The sequence below is a fragment of the Mucilaginibacter sp. SG538B genome (assembly GCF_013376065.1).
In the GTDB taxonomy this organism is placed as follows: domain Bacteria; phylum Bacteroidota; class Bacteroidia; order Sphingobacteriales; family Sphingobacteriaceae; genus Mucilaginibacter; species Mucilaginibacter rubeus.
The window spans coordinates 404223-430636 of the sequence record NZ_JABMJI010000001.1; the positions used below are offsets into that span (position 1 = coordinate 404223).

The 26414-nt window shown below is 43.8% G+C and carries 22 protein-coding genes; 10 read left to right on the top strand and 12 right to left on the bottom strand.

Translation table 11 applies throughout. The features are described 5' to 3' along the window. Positions 1–30: 30 nt before the first annotated feature. On the top strand, positions 31–486 hold the full coding sequence (locus FHW88_RS01610) for a deoxycytidylate deaminase (RefSeq protein ID WP_112654786.1): 456 nt from the start codon (positions 31–33) through the stop codon (positions 484–486). 136 nt (positions 487–622) lie between these two features. Here the strand turns inward: FHW88_RS01610 and cmk are convergent, their stop codons facing one another. Further along, positions 623–1300 (bottom strand): (d)CMP kinase, encoded by a 678-nt coding sequence (gene cmk, locus FHW88_RS01615; RefSeq protein ID WP_176622601.1) that lies wholly within the window; start codon positions 1298–1300, stop codon positions 623–625. Between the two features lie 71 nt (positions 1301–1371). Between cmk and arfB the strand changes: the two genes are divergently transcribed. Further along, positions 1372–1782: an alternative ribosome rescue aminoacyl-tRNA hydrolase ArfB gene (gene arfB / locus FHW88_RS01620; protein WP_090531875.1), complete on the top strand. Its 411-nt coding sequence runs from the start codon at positions 1372–1374 to the stop codon at positions 1780–1782. Positions 1783–1937: 155 nt separating this feature from the next. Here arfB and FHW88_RS01625 read toward each other — a convergent pair whose 3' ends face one another. Beyond that, on the bottom strand, positions 1938–2897 hold the full coding sequence (locus FHW88_RS01625) for a lipid A deacylase LpxR family protein (RefSeq protein WP_090531873.1): 960 nt from the start codon (positions 2895–2897) through the stop codon (positions 1938–1940). 191 nt (positions 2898–3088) lie between these two features. Between FHW88_RS01625 and FHW88_RS01630 the strand changes: the two genes are divergently transcribed. Further along, positions 3089–3520 carry a DUF1801 domain-containing protein gene (locus FHW88_RS01630; protein WP_090531871.1) on the top strand — a complete coding sequence of 144 codons (432 nt, stop codon included), beginning with the start codon at positions 3089–3091 and terminating at the stop codon, positions 3518–3520. Positions 3521–3655: 135 nt separating this feature from the next. Here the strand turns inward: FHW88_RS01630 and lon are convergent, their stop codons facing one another. Then, positions 3656–6130 (bottom strand): endopeptidase La, encoded by a 2475-nt coding sequence (lon, locus tag FHW88_RS01635; protein WP_090531869.1) that lies wholly within the window; start codon positions 6128–6130, stop codon positions 3656–3658. A 367-nt stretch (positions 6131–6497) separates the two neighbouring features. Here lon and FHW88_RS01640 point away from each other — a divergent pair, with 367 nt between their 5' ends. Next, complete coding sequence (locus tag FHW88_RS01640; protein ID WP_090531867.1) at positions 6498–7148, top strand: tetratricopeptide repeat protein; 651 nt, start codon at positions 6498–6500, stop codon at positions 7146–7148. A 21-nt stretch (positions 7149–7169) separates the two neighbouring features. Here the strand turns inward: FHW88_RS01640 and FHW88_RS01645 are convergent, their stop codons facing one another. Both FHW88_RS01645 and gpmI read right to left on the bottom strand, forming a co-directional pair. Beyond that, positions 7170–7694 (bottom strand): hypothetical protein, encoded by a 525-nt coding sequence (locus FHW88_RS01645; RefSeq protein ID WP_139160021.1) that lies wholly within the window; start codon positions 7692–7694, stop codon positions 7170–7172. 28 nt (positions 7695–7722) lie between these two features. Then, positions 7723–9246: a 2,3-bisphosphoglycerate-independent phosphoglycerate mutase gene (gene gpmI, locus FHW88_RS01650; protein WP_176622603.1), complete on the bottom strand. Its 1524-nt coding sequence runs from the start codon at positions 9244–9246 to the stop codon at positions 7723–7725. 196 nt (positions 9247–9442) lie between these two features. Here gpmI and FHW88_RS01655 point away from each other — a divergent pair, with 196 nt between their 5' ends. The 5 genes from FHW88_RS01655 (at position 9443) to FHW88_RS01675 (ending at position 13190) form a co-directional block, all read left to right on the top strand. Continuing rightward, positions 9443–9838 (top strand): DUF4783 domain-containing protein, encoded by a 396-nt coding sequence (locus tag FHW88_RS01655; protein ID WP_176622605.1) that lies wholly within the window; start codon positions 9443–9445, stop codon positions 9836–9838. Positions 9839–9999: 161 nt separating this feature from the next. Further along, the gene (gene nadC, locus FHW88_RS01660; RefSeq protein WP_091172490.1) at positions 10000–10845 is read left to right on the top strand and encodes a carboxylating nicotinate-nucleotide diphosphorylase; all 846 of its coding nucleotides are present in this window, start codon (positions 10000–10002) and stop codon (positions 10843–10845) included. 103 nt (positions 10846–10948) lie between these two features. Next, a complete protein-coding gene (plsY, locus tag FHW88_RS01665) occupies positions 10949–11602 on the top strand; it encodes a glycerol-3-phosphate 1-O-acyltransferase PlsY (protein ID WP_176622607.1) in 654 nt (217 codons plus the stop codon). A 5-nt stretch (positions 11603–11607) separates the two neighbouring features. After that, positions 11608–12411: a M48 family metallopeptidase gene (locus tag FHW88_RS01670; RefSeq protein ID WP_091172486.1), complete on the top strand. Its 804-nt coding sequence runs from the start codon at positions 11608–11610 to the stop codon at positions 12409–12411. A 47-nt stretch (positions 12412–12458) separates the two neighbouring features. Continuing rightward, positions 12459–13190, top strand: a complete 732-nt coding sequence (locus FHW88_RS01675) for a YqjF family protein (protein ID WP_176622609.1) — start codon at positions 12459–12461, stop codon at positions 13188–13190. A gap of 163 nt (positions 13191–13353) precedes the next feature. On the opposite strand, the gene tnpA is transcribed toward FHW88_RS01675, so the two are convergent. Further along, the gene (gene tnpA / locus FHW88_RS01680) at positions 13354–13821 is read right to left on the bottom strand and encodes an IS200/IS605 family transposase (RefSeq protein ID WP_176622612.1); all 468 of its coding nucleotides are present in this window, start codon (positions 13819–13821) and stop codon (positions 13354–13356) included. Between the two features lie 290 nt (positions 13822–14111). Here tnpA and FHW88_RS01685 point away from each other — a divergent pair, with 290 nt between their 5' ends. Continuing rightward, positions 14112–14909, top strand: coding sequence for a DUF3050 domain-containing protein (locus FHW88_RS01685; RefSeq protein WP_176622614.1), 798 nt, complete (start codon positions 14112–14114; stop codon positions 14907–14909). Positions 14910–14993: 84 nt separating this feature from the next. Here the strand turns inward: FHW88_RS01685 and FHW88_RS01690 are convergent, their stop codons facing one another. The 6 genes from FHW88_RS01690 to FHW88_RS01715 all read right to left on the bottom strand — a co-directional run bounded on the left by FHW88_RS01690 (position 14994) and on the right by FHW88_RS01715 (position 26377). Next, positions 14994–15788 carry an FHA domain-containing protein gene (locus FHW88_RS01690; protein WP_090531846.1) on the bottom strand — a complete coding sequence of 265 codons (795 nt, stop codon included), beginning with the start codon at positions 15786–15788 and terminating at the stop codon, positions 14994–14996. A 25-nt stretch (positions 15789–15813) separates the two neighbouring features. Beyond that, positions 15814–19890 carry an FtsW/RodA/SpoVE family cell cycle protein gene (locus tag FHW88_RS01695; protein ID WP_176622616.1) on the bottom strand — a complete coding sequence of 1359 codons (4077 nt, stop codon included), beginning with the start codon at positions 19888–19890 and terminating at the stop codon, positions 15814–15816. Positions 19891–19893: 3 nt separating this feature from the next. Beyond that, on the bottom strand, positions 19894–21327 hold the full coding sequence (locus FHW88_RS01700; RefSeq protein WP_176622618.1) for a protein phosphatase 2C domain-containing protein: 1434 nt from the start codon (positions 21325–21327) through the stop codon (positions 19894–19896). 91 nt (positions 21328–21418) lie between these two features. Continuing rightward, entirely contained in the window at positions 21419–22384 is a 966-nt protein-coding gene (locus FHW88_RS01705) for a hypothetical protein (RefSeq protein ID WP_090531839.1), read from the bottom strand. An 18-nt stretch (positions 22385–22402) separates the two neighbouring features. Next, entirely contained in the window at positions 22403–23830 is a 1428-nt protein-coding gene (locus tag FHW88_RS01710) for a serine/threonine protein kinase (RefSeq protein WP_176622620.1), read from the bottom strand. Between the two features lie 249 nt (positions 23831–24079). Next, a complete protein-coding gene (locus FHW88_RS01715; protein ID WP_176622622.1) occupies positions 24080–26377 on the bottom strand; it encodes a family 20 glycosylhydrolase in 2298 nt (765 codons plus the stop codon). Positions 26378–26414: the final 37 nt, after the last annotated feature.

Consider the following 26414-nt stretch of genomic DNA (forward strand, 5'->3'; position numbering starts at 1 on the left):
TAATCTCAAATCTCTAACCTCCGATCACCGATGACAAAACCCAGCTTCGATCAGATTTTCATGAACCTGGCCACTGATCTGGCCGAGCGGTCGCATTGTGTTAAAGCACATGTTGGGGCGGTTTTGACACGCGATACGCGGATTATCTCAATTGGATATAATGGTCCGCCTGCGGGTACGCATAACTGCGACGTTGAATGGCCGGAAACAGGTTGTGCCCGCGATTCAAAAGGCAGCTGTTCACTTGCCCTGCATGCCGAAGAAAACGCGATACTTTATGCGGTAAAAAATGGGGCGCGACTTGAAGGCGCTACGTTGTATACCACGCTGTCGCCATGTTTGCCTTGCGCAAGGCTCATCTATTCGGCCGGGATCACCCAGGTTTATTATGATAAATCATATGCCGAATATAAAGGCTTAGCAAGCGATGAGGGAGTGGATTTTTTAAACAGGTTTGGGGTGAAAGCGGAGAAGTTTAACCGTTGATTTTTTGATTACGTTGATTTCGCTGATTAAATCTTATACATAAAATAGAAAAGCGCTATCGGGACTCTCCAATAGCGCTTTTTTTGTATCTGAAAGGAAAGCTAATCACCAATCTCTAACCTCTAATCACCAATAGCTACTCCGCAATAAAGGGCTCAATATGGCTTATGGCAAACATCAATTGCTCATCCTGGCTCAGGTCGGTGTTATCTAATATGATAGCATCTTCGGCGCGGGTAAGGGGGCTTTCCTCGCGGGTGGTATCCTGGTAGTCGCGGTGTGCCAGGTTATCAAAAACCTCTTCTAAAGTAATGTTAGGGTTGGTTGGTAATAACTCTTTATAACGGCGTTCGGCACGGATCTTTGGATCGGCAGTCATGAACAGTTTCACCTGGGCATCAGGGAATACTACCGTACCGATATCCCGGCCATCCATAATAATATTTTTGGAGCGGCCTAAACGCTGCTGTTGCCTTACCATGGCTGCGCGCACTTCTTTTATAGCTGCTACCGAGCTTACTTTATCAGCTACGTGCATCTGGCGAATCTCTTCAGACACGTCCTCTTCATTTAAGGTAATAAAGGTTTTATGGTTTTGCGTATGAAAATTAAGATGGATATTATGCAACGCGTCCGCTATCTGGGCATGATTTTCAAGATCAATGTTGTGCCTTAAAAAGTATAAGGTTACGGCACGGTACATAGCGCCGCTATCAACATAGATAAAATGAAGCTCTTTTGCTAAAGCTTTTGCCAGGGTGCTTTTCCCGCACGAAGAATAACCATCAATGGCTACTACGATATTGTTGTTCATAGAGCTGCTAAAATAGCAAATTATTAGCAAATGGCCTGATAGCGGTAACTCAATAAGGCTTATTTTTGAAGATGAATTTTACAAAAGCCGATCTCCAAAAGGAAACGAGCTACAAAACATCAAGAAGCGGCGGGAAGGGCGGGCAAAACGTAAATAAGGTTTCGAGCAAGGTTGAACTGTTATTTTCAATAGGTTCATCCGCTTTGTTTAACGATGAGGAAAAGCTGCTGCTAACCGAAAAACTGCAGAACAGGCTTAACAAAGATGGTTATGTGCAGGTAATATGCGATGAAGAACGAAGCCAGTATCTTAATAAAGAAAAAGCAATTGAAAGGTTAACATCGCTGCTAACAAAAGCACTACAAAAGCCCAAAGTGCGCAAACCCACCAAAGTAAGCAAAGCCGCCAAAACCGCAAGATTGGACAACAAGAAAATGCAATCGGTAAAGAAGGAGAATAGGAAAAATGATTTTGGGGAATAGTTAAGCGAACTCTCTAAAGCTATGTCATTGCGCAGCGTGGCAATCGCATACTCTACAGAGTGGCAATGCTTCCGTGCGATTGCTTCGTTCCTCGCAATGACATGATGGTTCAGGTAGCGGTTCTTCTAATCACTAACCTCCAACCTCTAATCTCTTTATTTAAACCTGTAAAACCCGGTAATTGATCCCCATTGATGCGAGCGGAACATTTCCTTAGTGTCTTTGGTATGGAATATAGCAGCTATATCAAAAGCGAAACGGCTGGTTGTAAAAGCTACACCTACCTGCTGGCTAAATATAAACGGTTTCTTTTCTGAAACAACTTCCAGGCTGTTTGGGTCGTCATGTTTGCGGAACAGGCTGCCTTGTATGGTTGCATCATAACCAACCAAATTGGCTAAAGGCTTGTAGTAGAAAAAGATCTCGTGCTTGTGCAGTAATTTTTCCTCACCGCTGGTTGATACCGTACTTTGGGTACTGATGGAATTGAACAGCTGGTTGAAATTTCCCAGGCGTACCATACCCCCTGCACCAGCACCGGTAAATCCGTTACCCAGGTTGGCATATGAGCTAAAGCTCAGGTCGACCCATGAGGTACGGGCCAGCAGCTTATTATACTCGGCCGAAAGATTGAGCTCTACATCATTTTTGATCTGGTATTGCCAGCCGTTAAGTTTGTAAAAACCGAAAGTATTGTGAATAAGCTTCTGAACAGGTTCGCCGCCCGCAGCCGGGCCTACCAGGCCTATCTGGGCACCAAGCTTCAGGTTACTTTCGTTTTTGTACAGTAAGTTAAGTGTTGAACCTATATAAGTATATGCAGCAAACGGCCTGTCAATATCAAAGGGACCGCGAACATAGCCCGATTGGGGGTTGAACATTTTTTGCCCTAACTCAAATCCTAAAACTTTGTTTTGAAGATCGTTTTCGGTTGGTTTAACTGTAAGCGCTTTTCGGTAATAAAAGAAAATGCCATTGGTGTAATACCTGTCAGATCCCTGACCAAGGAATGAATCATTGTCAGTTTGGATACCAAATTCATGACCGCGGGTTTGTGCAAATAAACAGGTAGCGCTTAACAGGCATACCAGTGTTAAAAATAGTTTATTAGGCATTGGGGTTTATATAGTATAATAGTATATATGTGCGCTAATATATAAAAAACCCGATGCAAATAAAGCAGTTATAAATTTAGGGAATGTTACAGTTTGAAATTTGGTTGATGAGAAAGAAATGAATTAGGGTTTTACTAAAAATAAAACGAAATTTAAAAGGCAAATCAAACAACCCATAATACCATATTTATATGAACGTGCAGCAGCAAACCGAAGAGTATATTGCCAGCCAACCCGAACCCAAACGTGGTGATATGCAAATTTTACATAAACATATACTTCAAATATTACCGGGATGTAAGCTATGGTTTGAGGATGGCAGAAACGCTGAAGGCCGGATTGTTAGCAACCCTAACGTGGGATATGGATCTTACACCATAAAATATGCTAACGGAACAACCCGCGAGTTTTTTCAGGTTGGTATGAGCGCCAATACTACGGGGATTTCTATCTACATACTTGGTATTAAGGATAAAAAATATTTACCCCAAACATATGGAAAAGAAATAGGCAAAGCGAGCGTGACAGGGTATTGTATTAAGTTCAATAATTTGAACGATATAAACATTGATATACTTGAAGCGGCAATAAGGGATGGGGTTGAGATTACCAATGAAAATTAAACTTCAAGCCGGGGATTCTATTTTAAGTTGGGCGTTATGTTTCGATACCTTGTCATGAAGAACTTCTAAAACAAAAAAGTTTTACAGCGTGTAACTGTAAAACTTTTTTGTTTTATGCCGGGAAATAGCCCCGCTTTAATTAATGGCTGTTTTTTCGTCTTCTTTAACAGTAAGATTTATTGGATTTTTAACCTTTTCGTTAAGCAGGGCCAGGGTTATCACATCTCTCATATCGGTAACGTAATGAAAGCTAAGGTCTTTGATGTAATCTTCCTTAATTTCCAGAATGTCTTTTTGGTTTGATTTGCATAGGATGATCTCTTTTATGTTGGCACGTTTTGCAGCCAGGATCTTTTCTTTGATACCGCCTACAGGCAAAACCCGACCGCGGAGGGTGATTTCGCCCGTCATGGCCAAATTAGGCTTTACTTTACGCTGCGTAAATGCCGAAACCAGTGCTGTAAGCATGGTAACACCCGCCGACGGGCCATCTTTAGGGGTAGCGCCTGCCGGTACGTGTACATGCACATCCCACTGATCAAACAGTTTAGGGTTGATGTCAAAATCGGCAGCGTGGGCGCGCAGGTAAGCGAGGGCAATAGTTACCGATTCTTTCATTACATCGCCAAGGCTGCCTGTAAGTGTTAAGCGGCCTTTTCCGGGGCTTAAACTGGCTTCAATAAACAGGATGTCGCCGCCTACAGAAGTCCAGGCCAGGCCTGTTACAACGCCTGCAACGTCATTGCCTTCATAAAGGTCTTTATCAAAAATAGGTGCGCCCAGTATCTTTTCGATATCTTTTTTACTTACAACACTGTTGTAAGGCTCTTCCATAGCTATGTTCTTAGCCACGCCGCGCACAACCGATCCAATCTTTTTCTCCAGTGAACGTACCCCCGATTCGCGGGTGTAATCAACTATCACCTTTTCGATCACATCTGCTTTAAGGCTTACATCTTTTATTTTTAAGCCATGTGCTTCGCGCTGTTTAGGTACAAGGTGTTGCTTTGCTATCTCAATTTTTTCTTCAATGGTATAGCCGTTCACTTCAATGATCTCCATCCTGTCTAACAAGGCAGGCTGGATCGTGCTTAGCGAGTTGGCGGTAGCAATAAACATCACGTTTGAAAGGTCGTAGTCCATTTCAACATAATGATCAGAAAAAGTGCCGTTTTGCTCGGGGTCAAGTACTTCAAGCAGGGCAGATGAAGGATCGCCCCTGAAATCGTTGCCTACTTTATCTATCTCATCCAAAATAAATACCGGGTTTGATGCGCCCGCCTTTTTTATCGACTGGATAATGCGGCCCGGCATAGCACCAATATATGTTTTACGGTGGCCCCGGATCTCCGCTTCATCGCGGATTCCGCCCAATGCCATGCGCACGTATTTACGGCCCAAAGCTTTGGCTATTGATTTACCTAACGATGTTTTACCAACTCCCGGAGGGCCAACCAAACAAAGAATAGGCGCTTTCATGTCATGCTTCAACTTAAGCACAGCCAGGTATTCAATAATACGTTGTTTTACCTTATCCAAACCAAAGTGATCTTTATCAAGGATCCTTTGCGCACGCTTAAGGTCGAAGTTATCTTTGGTAAACTCGTTCCATGGTAAATCAAGCAACAGTTCAAGGTAATTGATCTGAACCGAGTAATCGGCTGCTGCAGGATTGGTACGGCTCAGTTTTTCAAGTTCTTTGTTAAAATGATCTTTGACTTCTTTTGCCCATTTCTTTTTGATGCCACGCTGGCGCAGGCTTTCAATTTCCAGGTCGGGTGTATTGCCGCCCAGCTCTTCCTGTATAGTTTTTAGCTGCTGGTTAAGGAAATAATCCCTTTGCTGTTTGTCAAGGTCAACACGTACTTTGGTCTGGATCTGGTTTTTTAATTCCAGCATTTGCAGGTCGAGCGTTAAATGCTCAAGCACAAGGTTAGCACGTTCGCGCAGGTTGGCAATTTCAAGCAGGTGTTGCTTAGCGGTCATATCAGCGTTCATATTTGATGATATGAAGTTGATCAGGAACGATGTGCTTTCGATATTGCGGATTGCGATCCCTGCTTCACTCGGGATATTTGGCGAAAGCTGGATAATATTCATGGCCATATCCTTAATGGATGATACCATGGCTTTAAACTCTTTATCTTCCTTGATTTTTATCTCATGAAAGGGTTCAACTGTGGCTTTTATATAGGGTTCGCTCTGTACTTCTTCTTTTAAATAAAAACGTTTTTTGCCCTGGATGATAACGGTGGTGTTACCATCAGGCATTTGCAGCATTTTTATAATGAGTGCTATAGTGCCAACTTTGTTAAGCTGGTTAAAAGTAGGGTCTTCAATCCCCACATCCTGTTGCGAAACCACCCCAATCATGCGGCTGCCTTTATTGGCATCGCGGATTAGTTTTATTGATTTATCCCTGCCAACTGTAATTGGGATCACAACACCCGGGAAAAGTACAGTATTGCGCAAGGGTAAAATAGGCATTACATCGGGCAGTTCCTCATTATTCATCTCTTCTTCATCTTCCGATGACATTAGCGGGAAAAATTCTGAATCCTCGTTTATAACCGGTAAAGCATTTTTAAAATCAAACGGATCGAAATTCATTATTATATTTTGTAGAATAAAACGTCATGTTGTCAGCCTGTAATATAGTATCCACTTCAATTACAGGTTAAATTGCGATTATCAATCGCACATAACAATGGTTCAAGAGCTGTGCCAAGTTGCGATAATAAATAACAACAATTAATCTGATGATTTAACGTACTGGGTATATGTTTGTTACAAATTTGTAAAACGAATTGTAAATAAATAAGATTTTATTGGTAAAGATGAAAAAAAGTCATAGTATCGCTGTGCTTAAATTATTTGTACGTGTAAAAATTTTTACACAAAACCACAATATGGCATAATAATTTAGGGTATTAATAGTTAATATTATACCATTTTTGTTTTACCAGTAATCCGTTTAATGAAGTTATCAGTTATCCTGCCCCTTCTGATTATGTCTTCGCTCGAGTCGGCTATAGCGCAAAACGCTTATGTGCGGCTTGGCCAGCAGGCGCTTATGGATGGCGATTTTCGTTCGGCGGTGTCACACCTGGAAAAGGCGTGCATAACTGATTCAACAAATGCAAACGCTATGTGGATGCTGGGCTACTCATACTACCACAGCGATAACTACAAAAAATCGATACTGGCATATACCAAGGTAATTGCCGTAAAGCCGGCAGATGCTACTGCTTATTATTATAGGGCAAGGGCAAAAAGCTACCTGGGAAGAGACAGCCAGGCTTCAGCGGCGGATAAGGAATTGTACCTGTTAGGCGCTATTGTGGATCTTACAAAGGCCATCTCTATTAACAGCGATCTCAGGGATAACAAGTACTACCAAAACAGAGGCATAGCTTACCGCGACTACGGTATGTTTAAATTGCAGGCAACATCTCGTTTTTATGACAAAGCAAGGGGAATAAACTCGTTAAAAGCTTCAGTTGCCGATCTGGAAAAGGTACTGGCAGATAACCCGGGCCGCATGGACATTTCCGCACTGATCGATCAGTCAAAAGAGAAACTCATCCAGGCTACTACAGGGGTTAATACTTTAGTGAAGCAGCACTAAAATCAGGTTAAACTTTCTCTTTTACCTTTTAGGCAGGGTTCCCTGCACTTTGTAATCGTTCCGACCCATCAATTTCACATGTTGTGTTTTTTGGATCAGGTAAAGCGAATCGGGAAAATAACTCAATTTTTCGTTGGTTTCGTACAGCAGGTTTTTGGTGTGGTTATAGATCAGGATCCACGCCACTTTATCGCCGGCTTTTTTGATGATGATGCGGCGGGTTTTAAGCTCGGGGGTACGAGCCTTATAAATAATAGCGCTATCGCTTGTGCTAACCGTATAGCTGTTTTTCCAGGCCGGGCGGTTAATGTCCGACTGGATAAACAAATTAAGCTCCTGGTTCCAGTTGCCAATGTGTACTACTTTGGTTTCGGTAACGCCATTGTGGGTAACCGTTTTGTTTACCGCGGGGTTTAACCTGGTAAGCCGTGCCGAATCGGCCCTGAAAAACTCTTTCAGGTCAAAGTAAACCAGTTTGGCACCGCTTTGCCTGTTATCGGGCCGGCAGGAATATAAATTTGCTATTAACAATAAAAAGCCGCCCATCAGGGCGGCTTTGCTTATGTTTTTTGGATTACACCAATACATTACCAGTCATTTCGGGAGGGATGGCAACACCTAATATACTTAATATGGTTGGCGCCACATCGCCCAGTTTTCCGTCTTTTACCTCTTTAACATCCTTGTCAATCACAATACATGGTACCAGGTTGGTGGTATGTGCCGTATTGGGCGACCCATCTTCGTTGATCATGTAGTCGGCATTGCCATGGTCGGCCAGGATAATGAACGAATAGCCATTGGCCAAGCCTGCTTCAACAACAGCTTTGGTGCAGCTGTCGGCAGTTTCGGCTGCTTTAACTACGGCGCTAAAAACACCGGTATGGCCAACCATATCGGTATTGGCAAAGTTAAGACAAACAAAATCAGGCCAGCCTGTCTCCAGTTCGGGGATAATGGCATCACGGATACCGGCAGCGCTCATCTCGGGCTGCAAATCGTAAGTAGCAACCTTTGGCGACGGTACTAACAATCTTTTTTCGTTGGCAAACTCTTTTTCCCTGCCGCCCGAAAAGAAGAAGGTTACGTGCGGGTATTTTTCGGTTTCGGCAATCCTGATTTGTGATTTACCTGCATTTTGCAGGATCTCGCCCAAAGTTTTGGTCAGATCTTCTTTATTGAAAATAACCTGAACATTCTTAAACGTTTCATCATATGGTGTCATAGTGATGTAACGGATAGCCAGCGGGTGCATGTTGTATTCGGGGAACGACTTTTGAGTTAACGCGATACTGATCTCGCGGCCCCTGTCGGTCCGGAAGTTAAAGCAGATCACCACGTCGCCATCTTTAATCACGGCTAAAGGTTTACCTGCGTCATCGACAGCAACTATCGGTTTTACAAACTCATCGGTAACACCTTCAAGGTAGGAGTGTTTGATGAGCTCGGTAACGTTTTGGGTTGATGTGCCAATACCATTTACCATCAGGTCATAAGCCAGTTTAACACGCTCCCAGCGGTTATCACGGTCCATAGCATAGTAACGGCCTATCGCCGAAGCTATCTTAGCGCCGGTACCTGCAATATGCTCTTCAAGTTCGGTAACAAATCCCAAACCCGATTTAGGGTCGGTATCGCGGCCATCTAAAAAGGCATGGATATATACATTGTTAACGTCCAGCTGTTTTGCGGTGTCGCAAAGGCCTTTCACGTGGCGAATATGCGAATGTACACCACCGTCAGATACTAAACCGATAAAGTGTACATCTTTATTGTTTTGTTTAGCGTATTCAAACGCATCTTTCAATACGGGGATAGTTGGCAGCTCATTGTCATCAACTGCCTTATGAATGCGGCCAAGTTCCTGGTAAACCACGCGGCCTGCACCAAGGTTCATGTGACCAACTTCCGAATTGCCCATTTGCCCGGCAGGTAAGCCTACTGCTGTTCCTGAGGCTTCAAGTTTTGAATTTGGATATTGCTTAAGCAGGCCATCAACAAAAGGAGTATTGGCAGCCAGTATAGCGTTTGATTGATCGTTGCGGCCATAACCCCAGCCATCAAGTATTATTAGTGCGAGTTTCTTTTTGTTTTCCACAATGCAAATATAAAGGCAACTGGGTACTTTATATATAATTTTTTAATTTAGGTTAGCAGCCTGAAATAAAACTTAAATTATACTGTTAGTGTTTATTATACAGTTTTAATGAACACAGCTTTTTAGTTTATTGAAAAACGAGTAAACACTTAACCGCTCTTTGTAACTTTAGCACCCATTAGTACGTTATCATTGTATGAAATTAATATACCTGCCGTCGTTTATTTTTTTACTGCTGCTCCCATATGTCTCATCGGCAGATGCTATAGATAACGTGGCCAATCTTTTAAAAACAGGTAATACCAAAGAGCTTTCCAAACTATTTGCCAATAATGTGGAGATCACCATTATGGAAGACGAGAATGTTTACTCGCAAAACCAGGCTACAGTTATACTGGATAAGTTCTTTGCAAGGAATAAGCCTAAAGGTATTAAGCTGTTACATAAAATAAATTCGGGGGGTAATTATCATTTCGGTGTTTATATTTTGAATACAGATAAGGGCGAATTTCGGGTTGCCATCACGCTCAAGGATGCAGGCAAAGGCACTAATGTTGTCGAATTAAAAATTGAAGACGAAAAGGTGAAATGATTAATTTGAAAATTTGAGGATTGGTTAATTTGAAAATGAATGTGTTTTGATATTATCAAATTTTCAAATCGGCACATTTTCAAATTCATTTTATCATACATCGCCGTCAAACCCCTCCATTTAAAAATTGTTGTTACTTTTGACACTCAAAAAGTACACAATTGGATAAAGAACTCATACACCAGTTTATAAATAATGCTTTAAGTGAGGATGTGGGCGATGGCGATCATACCTCGCTTTCAACCATCCCGGCCGACGCTACCGGCAAAGCAAAACTTTTAGTTAAGGACGAAGGAATACTGGCCGGTGTAGAGCTGGCTGCCGAAATATTTCATGTGGTTGATCCAAACCTTAAACTTAACGTGTTTTTGCAGGACGGAGCCCCGGTTAAATATAACGACATAGCTTTTGAGGTTGAGGGCAATTCGCGCAGCATTTTGACCGCCGAGCGTTTGGTACTAAATTGTATGCAGCGTATGTCGGGAATTGCTACAAAAACCAGGCAGATAGTTGATTTGCTAAAAGGGACTAATACTAAAGTTTTAGATACCCGTAAAACTACGCCGGGGCTTCGTTATCTCGAAAAATGGGCGGTGCGCATTGGGGGAGGTGTAAACCACAGGTTTGGTTTGTACGATATGATCCTGATTAAGGATAACCATGTAGACTATGCCGGCGGGATAAGACAAGCTATTGAAAGTGCTAATCAATATTTAACCGATAGTGGAAAAAAACTTGCCATTGAAATTGAGGTGCGTAACCTTGATGAACTGGAGCAGGTTTTACAAACCGGCCGGGTTAACCGCATACTGCTTGATAATTTCAATTTTGATGACCTGCGGCAGGCTGTTGGTATAATACAAGGGCGTTATATTACCGAAGCTTCGGGCGGTATCACCATTGATAACATACGTGAATATGCCGATTGCGGGGTCGATTATATTTCTGTCGGGGCGCTTACTCATTCGGTTAAAAGCCTTGACCTTAGCCTGAAAGCCGTAAAATAGGGTAATTAAAATATCAAATAACACATTGTTAAACAAAGTTTAGTGGTAAAAGCGCTGTGATTAAAACGCTTTTACCGCTTCAATTTTGTAATATTGCAGGAGAATGATAACCGTTTACTCTGTTACAGCACTTATAATGGCTTATCTGTGCGGCTCAATACCTACGGCTGTTTGGATTGGTATGGCTTTTTACAATGTGGATGTACGCGAGTACGGAAGCGGTAATGCAGGTGCTACAAATACTTTTCGTGTGCTTGGTAAAAAGGCGGGCATCCCAGTGATGCTGCTTGATATATTTAAAGGCTGGGCAGCAACAAACTTCGCTTATTTCATTGGTGCATCTGCTACAGGTGCCATCAATTCAACCGCATACACCAATTATGAACTGGCCTTAGGCATAGCGGCAGTTATGGGCCACCTGTTCCCTATTTTTGCAGGTTTCAGGGGCGGCAAGGGCGTGGCAACTTTGTTTGGAATGATTTTGGCTATACATTTTCATGCTGCCTTATTATGTATAGTGGTTTTTATAACGGTGTTACTGATCTCAAAATACGTGTCGCTTAGCTCAATTGCAGCTGCCTTTACTTACCCTATAGGCGTTACATTTGTTTTTCCGACACCTATACGGTCTATAGTAATTTATGGCATGTGTATTTGCGTGCTTGTGCTGGTAACCCACCAAAAAAACATTGAACGCTTAATAAGAGGCAAAGAATCGAAAGTTAATTTTTTTAAGAAGAAAACAACAGTTGCCTAATCACCATGAAAAAGTTTAAACCTTTATTAGTCCTGATAGCCATCATGGCTGTCTTTTCCTGTTCAACTGTGCCCTTAACAGGCCGTAAACAGTTAAGCCTTGTTGGCGATGCCGAAGTGAACCAATCGGCCGCGGCAAGCTATAAGCAACTGCTTTCCGATCCTAAAACTAAAGTGGTGGCCAGCGGTGCCGATGCGCAACGTGTTAAAACCATTGGTAACAGACTGGCTGTAGCCATTGAAAAATACCTCAAAGAAAACGGTTATGGCGATCAGTATAGCTTTAATTGGGAGTTTAACCTGATCCAGAGCAGTGAAGTTAATGCATGGTGTATGCCTGGCGGTAAAGTTGCGGTTTACAGCGGGTTATTACCTGTAGCCAATACCGATGCCTACCTTGCCGTAGTTATGGGCCACGAAATAGGTCACGCTATTGCCCGTCACTCAGCTGAGCGCATCTCGCAGGAGATGTTGGTACAAGGGGGCGGACAATTGGTAGGAGCGGCGACAAGCCAGCAGTCGCAGGCTACACAAACCGCCATAAGTACATTATATGGTGTTGGAAGCCAGCTGAAATTGTTGGCCTATTCCCGTAAACAAGAATCAGAAGCCGACCGTTTAGGTTTAACCTTTATGGCTATGGCCGGTTATGACCCGCACAATGCCATTGCCTTTTGGCAACGTATGGCAGCCCAAAACAAAGGTGGGGCACCGCCTGAATTTTTAAGCACTCACCCTGCCGATGCTACGCGTATTGCCGATATCCAGAACCTCATACCCGAGGCTATGAAATATTATAAAAAATATTAATCATTTTAGTAGATCCCGCTCGTAAAAAAGGCGGGATTTTTCTTTTTATGGCTAAAAGCGAATTTTTAAAAGCCCAGTGGAAAAACCTTGTAATGCTCAATTACGAGGTTGATGCGGCAATATTAAAACCTTATACGCCAGCAGGCACGGTGCTCGACCTTTGGGAAGGAAAAGCGCAGGTAAGTATGGTTGGTTTCATGTTTTTGGATACCCGGGTACTGGGTATTAAATGGCCCTGGCATGTAAACTTTGAAGAAGTTAACCTGCGGTTTTACGTGCGATACTTTAATGGTACCGAATGGAAGCGCGGCGCTGTTTTCATAAGCGAAATAGTGCCTAAAAGCATGATTGCGCTCATTGCCAACAATCTTTATAAGGAACATTATCGCGCCCTGCCCATGCGGAGCTCTATCACCGCGACAACAGATCACCATACCCAGTTTTTATACGAATGGAAACTTAACGGGACCTGGAACAAGCTTGGCGCTACGGCAAGCGACACCCTGGTGGATATTAAGCCCGGCAGCCCGGAAGAGTTTATTTTAGAACATTACTGGGGATACAACGGTTTAAGTGAAATAAAAACAATGGAGTACCAGGTTGAGCATATTTCATGGCAAACAGGTTTGGTGCGCGACTATGTTTTTGATGCTGATGTTGCCGCACTCTATGGTGATGCATTTAAGCCATTTTTGGAAAAAGAGCCGGTTTCGGCCTTTTACGCGCTTGGGTCGGATATCGTGGTGAGAATGGGGGAGAAGATAGTGGTGGGGAAGTAAAGAGTTGTGTGAAAGGGAGTGATGCTTCGAGTTTTTATGGTAAACTTATGGAAGTGAATTATTAAGCATGACGATCTGCCCCAGAGGGGCAAAAGGCTTGTAGAAAAAATAAATGCCCTTCCTTTTACAGCCCCAGAGGGGCTGAACAAAGCCAATAAGTTAATTATTGAGGCAATTTAAAGATATATTGTTCGTCAAATTCGATATTGAAATCATTTAGCATTTTCCTGTATTCGTCTAAAAATGTAATTTTTCGATGATGCTCTTGCTGGTTTGCTATGTAGTTTACCACCTTATCAATTTGTGACCTGCTATTACTAAAAGCTCCATATCCTTCCTGCCACTGAAATCCGCCATTAGCTAATTTTTGTTTATTAATCCATTCGGATGAGTCGCTTTTTATGATGCGCACAATTTCAGAAATAGATTGGTTAGGATTTAATCCGATAAGTAAATGCAGATGATCAGGCACATTGTTGATAGCAATTAGTTTATGCCCCTGGTTTTGAACAATTGAGGTTATATACATTCTTAACCGCTCAGCCCAGGTATCTTCAATTAATGCCATACGATATTTTACGGCGAAAACGATGTGGATATATAACTGAGAATAAGTGTTATTACTTGCCATACATTGTGATCAGGTTCGTTAAGTTGAGCACCTCTGGTGCTCTAATCAAATTTACATTATTTTTCTACAAACCTTTTGCCCCTCTGGGGCAGCCTTTCAATTTCTTAAATTTAAGTTAATGATATCGCTTGTAGCAGTAATCTGATCCGTTCCGAGTTAGCTGTGCTTTAAATCCTTATTAAAGCAACTATAATTAAATAATCCCCCATCACCCCGTCGTCAAAAAAAATAATCAGTTCATTAATAATCACGTTGTTTGCTATTTTTGCCACCCATACAATTTTTGATACATGGCAAATTACAGCAACCGCATTGCACAGTTAAAAAGCGAGATCCAGCCTTTACGCGATCAGCTTATCAACCACGAGCTTTATAAAAATATTACATCGCTTGATGAGCTTACTGTTTTTATGGAGCATCATGTGTTTGCTGTTTGGGATTTTATGTCGTTGTTAAAAGCTTTGCAGCAAAAGCTTACCTGTACTGTTACCCCATGGATGCCAACCGGGAACGCCAATACCCGTTATCTTATTAATGAAATTGTTGCGGGCGAAGAAAGCGATATTGATGAGCAGGGAAACCGCGCAAGCCATTTCGAACTTTATCTGCGTGCCATGCAGCAAGCGGGCAGCACAGCCGAAGGCATCAATAACCTGTTTAATGAATTAAACTTCGGTAAGCATATTGATGAAGCGCTGATCATTGCCAATATTCCTGTTGCCGCCCGCAATTTTGTGCAGCACACATTTGATGTTATCGATACCAATAAAGATCATCTGCAAGCTGCAGTATTCACTTTTGGCCGCGAAGATTTGATTCCGGATATGTTTGTAAGCATAGTAAAAGAGCTGAGCCAACAATTGCCAGGTAAGGTTGATATATTGTTATACTACCTTGAGCGCCATATAGAAGTTGACGGCGATCATCATTCCCAACTGGCCTATCAAATGACCGCCGAACTTTGCGGCGATGATGACAGCAAATGGGCCGAAGCAACTGTTGCTGTTAAAGAAGCATTATGGGCGCGCATTGAACTTTGGGATGGGATTTCGGAAGCGATTAAAGTACAGGAAATAAGTTCCGTTTAACCATATAGCGATGGAAAAGTCATTTCAAGAGTGTATGGTTAGGGATTTTTCTTTCGCCTCCTAACGCCCGTTCTTGTCCCAGCTCTATCGGTTTGCTATCGTAGTATACAAAAATACTGCTGATTCTCCCAATATTACCTGGTCGCCTTCACTTAGGGGGTGGCCAATTTGAGTGGAATTGAGTTTGATCATCTTACCATCAGCCGCGATATGGATCTTGGTTTTATTGCGCGGAGGCACACCGCCTTCATCAGCAAAGATCATGAAGCGCTCGCTTTCGGCGTCCCATTCAATATGGGCATGCTGCCTGCTGATGTATTTATTACTTTCGTCCCTGCTCTCTCCCGGAAAAACAAATTGATTTAGCCTGAACGAGCCATTTTCGGTAACGGACTTTTTATCCCTGCCGATGTAAAGTTTGGGGTCGGTAGCTTTGATCAGGTATTCTTCTTTTTCGGCCTCACCGCTCAGAATGCGTAAATAGGCTGTAAAGGAAGCTGCATTGTGTGCAACCTGCTTGCGGGTATTCATGATAAAGGCGGCGTCCAGATCAGGGATCCGTTTTGCTTCTGTCGGGAGCTCATCGGTGAACTCAACATCCAGCGTCCAGTCAGAAGGCAAATTGATGTCAAAGTCGTCGGCTATTTTTTGAACCTCGTTTTTGAAAAGCGCTTTATCATGTACATAAACCGCGCCCTCATAAATAGGCTTGTCCTCGGCATCGGCAACTATAAAAAGCTTCAGCTCTTTAATATGGCCGCCTTCTCCACCTTCTATCTTTTGTAACGATTCTTTAATGAAACGTAATATAGCCTCACGTAAGCTTTTTACATCCCAGGGTTGTTTTTCGCCGCTTCTTTTAAATAAACTGAATGCCATTTGCTCTTTCCTTTCTGCTTAAACACTATTCTTCGGTAGTGGTTTCCGTTTCCATGCTTTTTATATAACCTTTTTTCAGCAGGAAAGGGATCACATGATTGCCGGCCAGGTGTACCGCGTCTGACGATCCGCGGGTTGATTCTACCCGGATACAAACCACCATATAGCCGCTGCCTTTTTCTTTTGGTGCAAAGAAAACATACCAGCCGTCATTAACACTCTGGTTCCTTACAATACGTTCCGGCGTACCGGTTTTACCTGCTACCTTGATGCCTAATATAGGCGTTTTAGGCGCGCTTTGCTCAATCATATATTGTTTTAACAAAGCAGCATAACGCGGATCTTCGGCCAGCTTGATGCCGCTTTTTACAGCCACTGTTGAATCGGCAATTTTTAGCGCGTACCTGTTGGGCAGTAATATACCGTCATTAGCCACACCTGATACCAGCCTTGCTACCGCTGCGGGGGTAGCAATCAGCTCGCCCTGCCCCCAGGCCATACCCGAAATACCTTTAGCCCTTGTTTTATGGATATTGTTAGGATCGTACCGTGGTTTGGTATTAAATTCGGTTTTACGCCATAAGGCGCGCCATTTATCTTCCTGGGTGGCATTTAATATCGGTTTATTATAATAGTAACCGCCTACGCCATGCAAAAACATCCCTGTTTTAAGGTACAATGTTGCCATGTACTCTTCCAGGTGTTCCTGGTTGGCCAGCTTAATAAAATATACGTTGTTTGATTTGGCAATGGCCCGCTCCATGGTGATCATCCCGGTTTCGTCCGGTTCAATGCCCTTGGTACGGATCCGCTCCTGGGTGCTTACATGATATTGTATTGCAGATGCAGCGATGCCTAATTTATTAAATGCCGACATCGCCGTTAAAACTTTAGCCGTTGAACCAGGCTGACTGGCATAGGTAAAACCCAGATCGGTAGTGGTTAACCAGGTAGCCAGTTTATTCTGATCGGCCAGTGGCATAGTCAGCTGGTCCCAGTTGTGCACAGGAGGCAGCGGGTATTGTGCCGATGTAAGCACATCGCCGGTATTGGATTCCACGATAACTACCGAAACCCTGTTATCATACAGCGAAGTATCGGAAGCGATAGATTGCTGAATACTGGTTTGCAGATCGGCATCCATGGTAAGCTTTACATCGCGGTTTTTGTTTTTGAAAGCCTCGACTTCAGGGCCGTTGATATCACTTACCAGCAGGTTGGCCAAAGCGCTGTAGTCTTTTTTAGCTACGGTCATTTCTTTCATTCCGCGGGGCAAAAACCGGTCTTCCTGGTAACGTGATGCCTTCACATTATAATTGGTGATAGGCATATGAAACCCGCGAAGTTCGGCGGCATGCTCATACTCGGCAAAATAACCGTTGGTGCTGCCATTAAATACCCCGGTGTTTTGATCGCCCGTCCAAAAAAACGTTTGTTCTTCAAAAGGATAAAACCTATCCAGGCGCTTATGCATTGCCGAATCCAGGTCATAATGCAGCATGCCCGAAGCGCTTAATTTGTTCTTTTGTTTTTCGATAAGTTCGGGTTTGCTGGTAGCGAGGATAAGGCCGTTACGGTCATATATAGTACCGGCCTGCAACCTGTTCATCAATATAGCGATACGCGGGTTATAACTAAACATCCGCAGACCACTTTTATCGGCAACCAAAGCTGGTTTTACAACCCATTGCTTATTATCTGTTGTATAGCGCGATACATTCACCACCAATAATACCACCCCGGCAAGCGCGGCTGCTAATGCAGGTACCAGGTTTTTATCTTGCTGTTTGGTGATATAATCCATTTGCACTGCTGTGCCCCTTACTGATGAGACTGACAGCAGGAAGCCCGCAGCCAGCAGATTTATTACCAATGATGAGCCGCCATAACTTTCAAAAGGAAGGGAAACGCCGGATAATGGCAATGCCCCGATAGAGCCGCCCGCAATCAGCAAAAACTGCACAAAGGTACATACCCCGATACCTGCACTTAGGTAAAACAGCAGGGGCATCCCCGTTTGCCTGCCTATGATGATGGAACGGTGCAGGTACAACAAAAACAAGATGAACACCGCGGCCATGCCAGCCCAGCCAAACTCTTCACCAATGGATGGCAATATCATATCGGTATGTGCTTCGGGGATAGTTTTGGCAAAACCCTGCCCAACACCTTGTCCGCTTACCCCTCCACTGGCCATGGCCCAAAGTCCGTTAGCTACCTGGTCGCCGCCGTAAACTTCATTATTCCAGGCGTCCTGCCAAATGGCCTTACGCTCAACCAAACGCTCCACCGGACCGGGGATAATTTTATCGAGACCGGGGATTTTATCGATGGTTAAAAAAGCAGTGATCACCACGAGCGCCATAATGGCCGATTCGCTCAACCTCCTCCGCCTGAAAAATACTACGCTCCCAAGCGAAAAAAATGTGATGCCGGCGCTAAGCCATATATTATCAAAAAACCAGGTAGTGAGCACAAATAGCACCACAAAGCCCGCCATATACAGGAAATCGCCCCGTGAAAAAGAGAACAGGATGATGAACGTAAAACAAATCACCATGGCCGGCCCCAGATCGCCCAAAACCAAAAACAGCAGCAGGGTTATTATCGTGGCGATAAGTGCAAAAGAAAAGAACGACCAGCGCTTGCTCCAGCTGGCGTATTGACTGATGAATTTTTCGTTGGTGGCAAAAAATCCGGCAAGGAAAATAACAATGAGGTATTTTACAATTTCGCTTGGCTGAAAACCCAGCAGGTTAACTTTTACACCGCTACCCTCGGGGCCGGTACCAAACAAGATGGTGGAAAACAGGATGCCCATGGCAACAATAGCCCAGGGCCAGCCGTTGGCGGCGCTCCTGCTCCATTTAAAAACAAGCAACCGGTAAAAGCCCGAGTCGGGGTTAAGGCGGCGAAGGTTAAACAGCTGAATGATGCAGATCCCCGCCATGCCGATGCCCAAATAAACAAGCGTATCTTTAGCCAGGAACCTATCGCGCAGTGGGTCTTGCAGGCTTAAAAGCGTAAGGAATGAGATACCGGTAAGCATCATGATCAGGGGTAAAATGATCTGATCAGCATTAGGATACCGGGCGCTGAGTAACAGGTGTACGATGATAAAGCTTGCAAAAAAGCTTCCGGCTATAATCCAGTACCACATGTTAAACTCCTCCTGGTAGCGCACAATAAAAGCACCCTCTTTTTTCAGGATGTTAAAATCGCGGGTAGAGAGCAGCTTGATACTATGAGGTGCCTGGCTAAATTTAAAGGTTACGTCTTTGTCCAGTTCGTCAACGCCCTGCGAGCGGCCAAACTCAAAACCGGGCTGCATGGGCAATACCGAAAATGCTTTGCCGGTTGGCAATTTGGCAAATACAAACCGCCCTTGCTCATCGGTACGGGCAAAAGCCGTTAGTGACTGCAGTACCTTCTTTTTCTGATCGTTAAGTACATACAGTTTTTTGTATGATGAGGCATTTTCCGAATAAGAGGTTTTAGCCCCGGTCTCCTCATCGCTGAAAATACTATCACGGGGTAATATCATGGTTAGCTTTACCAGTACACCGGGCACAGGTTCGCCTTTGTGGGCTATTGTACCTTTAATGCTGTATTCACCAAGGTTGAGATCGGTTTGGGCGCCCAAAGCAGGGGGATTTTTCAATTCCTGTTCAAAGCGGATGGAATCATCGCCGGTATAGCCTAAAAGTGTGCGGGAGGTAAGTACGCGTTTCTTGAAAGTTTCACCGCCTTTTTCAAAGGCCTCGTCGGCATTTACGTAGTATTTACGTTTGTTAAGTTCGCCGGTATTATCTACCAGGTCGCCGGTTGTTTTACGCGATGCTATTACCGATTCAATGTAATCAACATCCTTCGGATCGTCAAAATAATACCCTTTTTTAAGCAGCGCCTTTACGTTTTGAGCGGTATTGGGCGAGTTAAGGTTTACGATGGTTCCGTCCTTCAGGCGCTTATCAACATCAGTGAATTTAAGTTGCAATACGCTGAAAAGCTTCACAAATAAAACGGCCAGCAATATGCCTGTAAGCAACAGGAACAGCCGTTCCATTCTCCTGCCGGGTACTTTGGGGTTTTCCTGGGCCATTTATCAGTGAGTAGCTTTAGTTGGGACAGAATCAGTTTTGAACATGCTGCCAAACAATCTGCCCGATATATATTTTTTATTAGGGAACACGTACGATGCCTGGACTGGCGTTAAGCAGTTATTAAACTGTACATTTTTTAGTACCAGGGCATCGTTATGTGTAATAATGGCCGTGCGGAAGCCGTCAAAAGCAACGCTATCTAACACTATATATTTACAATTAGCAGCCAGCACAATTGCCGGGCCCGAGTAAGTGGAGTCTTTTTTGAATACGACGGCACCCTTTGTTTTGATGTACAGGCTATCCTTATTGATATGCAGCGTATCGCTCAGCACAATAGGCTGCTGAAAATCAGCCGCTGAAAGTAACAACGTATGGCCTTTTAATTTATTGATAGTATCCTGGAGCTTGAGCTCCACCGCGTTTTTAATATGCTGAGCTACCAACGTATCTGTTTTTTTAGGAACAGCAGCCTGATCTGCATTCTTTTTAAACTGCCAGATAAATCCACCCAAAAAAATAAAGCAAAGCAGGGTAAGTACAGCCACTGTGCCGCCATTGCCTTTGGTTTTTACCACAGGATCAGGCTCTTCTTGCCTTTTTACCGGGGCGGGTGCAATTGCTTCCGGCTGTTCGGCAACTTTTACAGCAGCAACCGCTGGTTTCGTGGCGCTGTGTTGCTTGCGCTCCTTATCGTTATGTACCAGTACAACGGTCACATTATCTTTTCCACCACGGTTATTGGCTGCATCAATCAGTTTTTTTCCCTTTTCGGGCAGGTTATCGCTGCTGGTAAGGATATTGGTGATCTTGCTTTTATCAACAAGGTCGGTTAAGCCGTCGCTGCAAATGAGCAGGATATCGCCCGGCAAAAAGGGCGAGTTACCTGTCTCTACAAAATCGGGGTCCTGGCCTATTTGCCCGGCAAAACCAAGCGCTTTGTTGATCTCGTTGCGTTTGGGGTGGTCCATGGCCGCTTCCTCGGTCAGCCGGCCCGAATCTTCCAGGAAGCCCACAAAAGAGTGATCTTTCGAGATCTTGATCAGCGAATAATCTCGCAGCAGGTACAGACGGGTGTCCCCAACGTGGGCATAATAAAATTTATTGTTGATCATATCAACCACGGCCAGTGTAAGCACACAGGCCATGTTTTCAAGATCTTTGTTCTGTACTTTTTCGTCGTAGATCCGTTGATTGGCAATGGTAAACGTATTTACCAATAGCGGCACAATATCGCCGGCTATATATTGCAATTGCTCCAGGATGGTGGCGCGGGCAATTTCGGCAGCTATTTCGCCGCCGGCATAACCGCCAACCCCATCAACCACACAGGCAATGATAAAATTACCATCACCAGATTTTTCGGCAATAAAAACGTCCTCGTTATTTTGCCTTTGCCTACCGGTATCTGTTATCCCGAAAAAATTATTTGCCATGGTTTTAACTGGATTTTTTTATGTCGATAAAATGAGCTACCAATAACAGCACACATATTGCCAGCAGCCCTATTGATAATACCTGTGACATTTATGGTTCGGGTTTAAATATGTTAATACCTACTATGCCATTGAGCAGAATCCTGGAGTTGAACGGCAGCTCAACCCATTGCGGCGAGTTCACGTCGCTCCCGGCTACTTCCAGTTCGTTGATCAGGGTGCGCTCGCCAAAAGATGCCATGTAAAACTTGCCATCAGCTTTATTTAATCGGATGCGCAGGTGCGGGGTGTTCACCCATTCAGACGGCACCTTAAACACGGCCTGCTCGTCCCTTTCCTCATCACTGCCTGATACAACGATATCATCATCCTTGATCAGGTACTCCACCTTGCGGCCAACAAACTGCTTATCGGGCATAATGGTTTCCAGCCGGGCCAGTACTTTGGTTCCGGGCTTAACTACGTCCTTTTCATTGTGCTGCAGGTCGTTAGCATAAGGCAATTCGTAATAACCTTCGCTGTAATAAGTAAAGCCTTTTAAAACCTCATTGCTGATATCCAGCGTTTGGGCAACGCCCGTTTGGCGCGGAATGAAAGTAACCCGCAGGTTCTCTTCTTTTTTAGCGCTTGTGCCGGGCAGCAGTTTGCCTATAAAACCCTTATCGCCGCGTTTATAATCCGGGTGCGATACCAGCCTAAATACCCATTTTGAGCTTGAAGGTTCCACTTTTTTGCCTACTTCCTGGTGTTCGCGCAGCAATTCATAAAACTTTTTTACAGACTCATTAACAATAATGCCGAACAAGCCAGAGCGGTTATTTACAAAGTCCTGGTAGTCTTCCTCGTTAAAGCTGATGATAAATTCGTGGTAAAAAACTATCCTGTCGGCAAAAGAAAGCTGCTTGATCGATTCTTTGAATTTTTCGATGATGTATAAATACACGTCATCGGGCGTTAGCGCTTTTATTTTTACAGCCTCCTCGTTTACTGGTTTTCCGTTTGGTAAAAACCAGTCCTGAAGGCCTATCCGTTTCCAAAATGTTGATTTAGGTTCCATTCTGTATTTGCTAAATCATTAAAAGTTTAAATTAGAGGTATCCGCTTTTTTTACGCTATCGCGATAAAACTGCGTATCTTCCTTTTGTTGTTTTGCCCGTTGTATGTTACGCAATATCGAATCGGCGGTTGAATCAACTTCCGGTGGAATATTGCTCTCATCTTTGTAATCACTGGCCTTAGGCTGCTGTACAGAGTCTTTTTTTTGGGAGGGAATAATTTTACTACTTGCAGCCGAATCGGTTGTCTTTTTTGAAGGCTTAAACAGCCTGCTAACCACCCCATTATAAATACGCCCGCCAAACTTATCCATCACCACTGCAGAGAAAACGGTGAAACCGCAAAGCAATATCATGAACAAAACAAAAATTGGCTTTGACATGCGCACCGCTTTATTGTCCACAGGTTCGCTGTTAACTACCTGTGCCGGTTGCTTGTTCTCGTTTTCCTGGTAATATAGCACCAGCCCCTGCAGGCGTTCATTTTCCTTCAATAAAACTTCGGTGTTCCACGATTCATCGGGGTGCGTTGGGCTGATAGCGCCGATACTGCCTTGCATCAAAGCTTCCTGCAATTCAATGCCGTTGGCATACCGGTTATTGATGTCTTTTTGCAGACATTTAGCTACAATCTGTAATAACCAGGCCGGAACCTGCATCTGCATTTCCTTTTTCTCGTCCGACCAGCTTTCGGGCAGGTTTTTGCGGCGCAGCTCCATTACATCAGGTATCTCCGACTCCATGTGGGCCAGCATCACGGCGTTGCGTGCTGTTTCGCCATTATCTTTTAGCGGGAAAGGCACCTGCCCGCCAATCAATTCATACAGGATGATGCCGTAGCTGTACACATCTGTTTGGAAATACATCAGGCCTTCATTTTGCTCGGGCGCCATAAATTCAATAGCGCCCGCATGACGGATACTGGTACGGCGCTGATCATCAGACATGGCCGAAAGACCAAAATCAAGCAGCACGTAGTTACCGGTATGTACGTTGAACTTTACATTGTTGCTTTTGATGTCGCCGTGCTTTACCGAAACTTTGTGACAGTGCGATAACGCGTTTGCCAGCTGATCGGCCAGTTTAATGATCTCTTTAATGCTGAAGATAGCCTCATGCGGTGGTTTCAGCAGGTCTTCCAGATCGGGACCATCAATATATTCCATTTCGATAAACGGGAACGAACCACTTTCGGTAATGCCCGAATTAAGAATCTTAACCACATTTGGGTTAGGCTCTTCGTTTACCTTTTTTAGTTTTTCGACCTCGTTCTGGAAATTGCGAAAATTTTTATCGTCGGTGCTTTCGGTATGAATAGGAGTGGGCAGGAGCTTTACCGCTGTGATAATAGGCCCATAGCGGCGACCTTTATAAACAGAGCCCTGACCGCCCGTTCGTAAAGCCCCCATGTTTTCCAAACCTTCGGTAATAGTAAATACTTTGCTCATTGAGTTATACTTGGGGAATGAGTATTCGTGACAAATATTAAAAACTTTTTACTCAACATAACGCAGGCATTAGTGTTTGGTATAAAAATATAAAAAAATAACCGCTGATTAGGGTGATTTCGTTGATTACGCTGATTATGAATGTTGTCTGAACTCGAATTTATTGAATTAAAAGAATGGACAGAATGCTCAGCAAATTCAATAAATTCCCTTAATTCAATAAATTCGAGTTCAGACGACCATAGTTCATTAATTCACAATTATCTCATCCACCATCAACCAGGCCTTCGCTCCGGCAATATACTCACCCGGCGGAATAATCCCTTTGTTGGTTGCTTTTACCCTGATATATCTTGCTTGTTGTGTTTTGATGTTTGCCCTTACTGCGTTGATGCCGTTATCCGGGAAATCAGTCTGGCGGTAAACTTCGGTATAATTGCTTCCATCTGTTGATACCTCAAAGGTAAGCAGCGTTGGCTCCCACATTTTTTGCCAATGGTATTTTAATATGTTAATGCCAAGCTTTGATACGTTTTGCACGTTTCCAAGGTCAACTACCGCTTCAAGGTCATCGCCACTGAAACCATACCATTGCTCATCATTATAAAGCTTGCTGCCGAATATTCCGTTCACCAAACCAAAGGTATTACCCGGATTAAACCCTCCTTGCGGTTGGTTTTTAAGCGTTACCGTTTTGCCTATGGCTTTATGAATGGTAAATGACTTTTCATAGGTCCGGCCCTGCTGCCTGCCATTATTAAAAACAGCTGCTTTAATAATCCCCGATGAAGTTATGGTAATTGCACCCGCATAAATTTTGCTATTTAAACCAGGTGTACTACCATCGTTTGAGTAATAAATTTTGCTGTTGGGGAGTGTTGTTTGAAGGTTCAGCGCCACTTGATGATCTGCAGTTTCTGTTACCGAATCGGTGATCTCATCAAATACATCAGCCGCGTTTATATTTAACTTTTTGAGCAAAGGCTGCTGGTACCTTAGTCGCTTCAAAAAATCCGGATAGCTTTTATTTTCCTTCGAACTCCAGGCAACTTCGGCCAAAGCCAGCATTCGCGGGAACAATTGCCGCTCGGCCTGTGCGGGGCTGGCCATGTATTCGCTCCAGGCGTTGGCTTGTACACCTTTAATATATTTTGCTTCCTCGCCGCTTAATTCATTAGTTATTGGTTCGTAATTATAGACCTTGCTTAATGGTGTGTATCCGCCGCCGGCTAATGGCTCGGCCCGGTAAAGTGACTGGTAGTAATCCAGGTATACATATTTTTCGGGCGTCATGATGGCATCATGATGCTGTTTGGCGGCGGCTATTCCACCTTCTTCGCCAGTCCAGCTCATGACGGTTGCACCAGGGGTAAGCCCGCCTTCCAGAATCTCGTCCCAGCCTATGATCTGCCGGCCTTTACTGTTCAGGTATTTTTCCATGCGGCCGATGAAATAACTTTGCAGTTCCTTCTCATCTTTCAGGTGTTCGTCCTTAATGCGCTGCTGGCATTTGGGGCAGACCTTCCATTTGGTTTTAGGGCATTCATCACCGCCGATGTGAATATATTTTGAAGGGAACAACGGCAGTACCTCATTCATCACATTTTGTAAAAAGGTAAACGTTTCGTCATTGCCGGCGCAATACACATCGTCAAAAATGCCCCAAAATGTTGCGGTTTTATACGGCCCGCCTGTACAGCCCAATTGCGGGTAAGCAGCCAGCGCCGCCAACGCATGGCCCGGCATTTCAATTTCCGGGATTACGGTAATGTGCCTTTGGGTGGCATATTCTACAATTTCTTTAACCTCATCCTGGGTGTAATAGCCGCCATAGCGTTTACCATCAAACCTGTGCGGACTATCCTTTTTGTGGCCAATGATGGTTTCATCGCGGTAAGCCGAAATGCTTTGCAGTAAAGGATATTTTTTTATTTCGATGCGCCAGCCCTGGTCATCAGTTAAGTGCCAGTGAAAAGTATTGATCTTGTATAGTGCCAGCAGGTCTATCCATTTTTTAATGGCTTCGGGTTTAAAAAAGTGGCGGCTTACATCTAAATGCATTCCGCGGTATGCAAAACGGGGGTAGTCGGTAATGGTATAGCCTTGTATGGTTACTTTTCCGTTGGTTACCTTTAATAGTTGCGTAAGTGATTGTAGACCGTAAAACACACCGGCTGCATCATGGCCGCTAATTTTTATACGTTTAGCTGTAACCGATAGCTTATATCCCTCTGGTTGGGTAACATATTTATCATCTATATTTAACTGAACAGGAGCATTCGACCTATGATTTGTCCGGAGGCCGAAACCTGAAATAGATTTAAACCAGGTATTGAAAAATGTAAGGTTATCCCGGCCGATGTTGGGTGTGGTACCTATTGCTGTTGATTGATTAAAAGTAAAAACCTGGTTTGCGTTTGTCTTTACCATTATAACCGGCTTAGGGATAATGCCTTCCTCCTTTACCTGAGCATTGGTTACCGCTGCAAAAAGCAAGCATAACGGAATACAACTGAGAAATTTGCGGAATGTAAACAGGTTGATCATCAATGTAAATGTAAAACCGAATATACTTTTTTTGCCG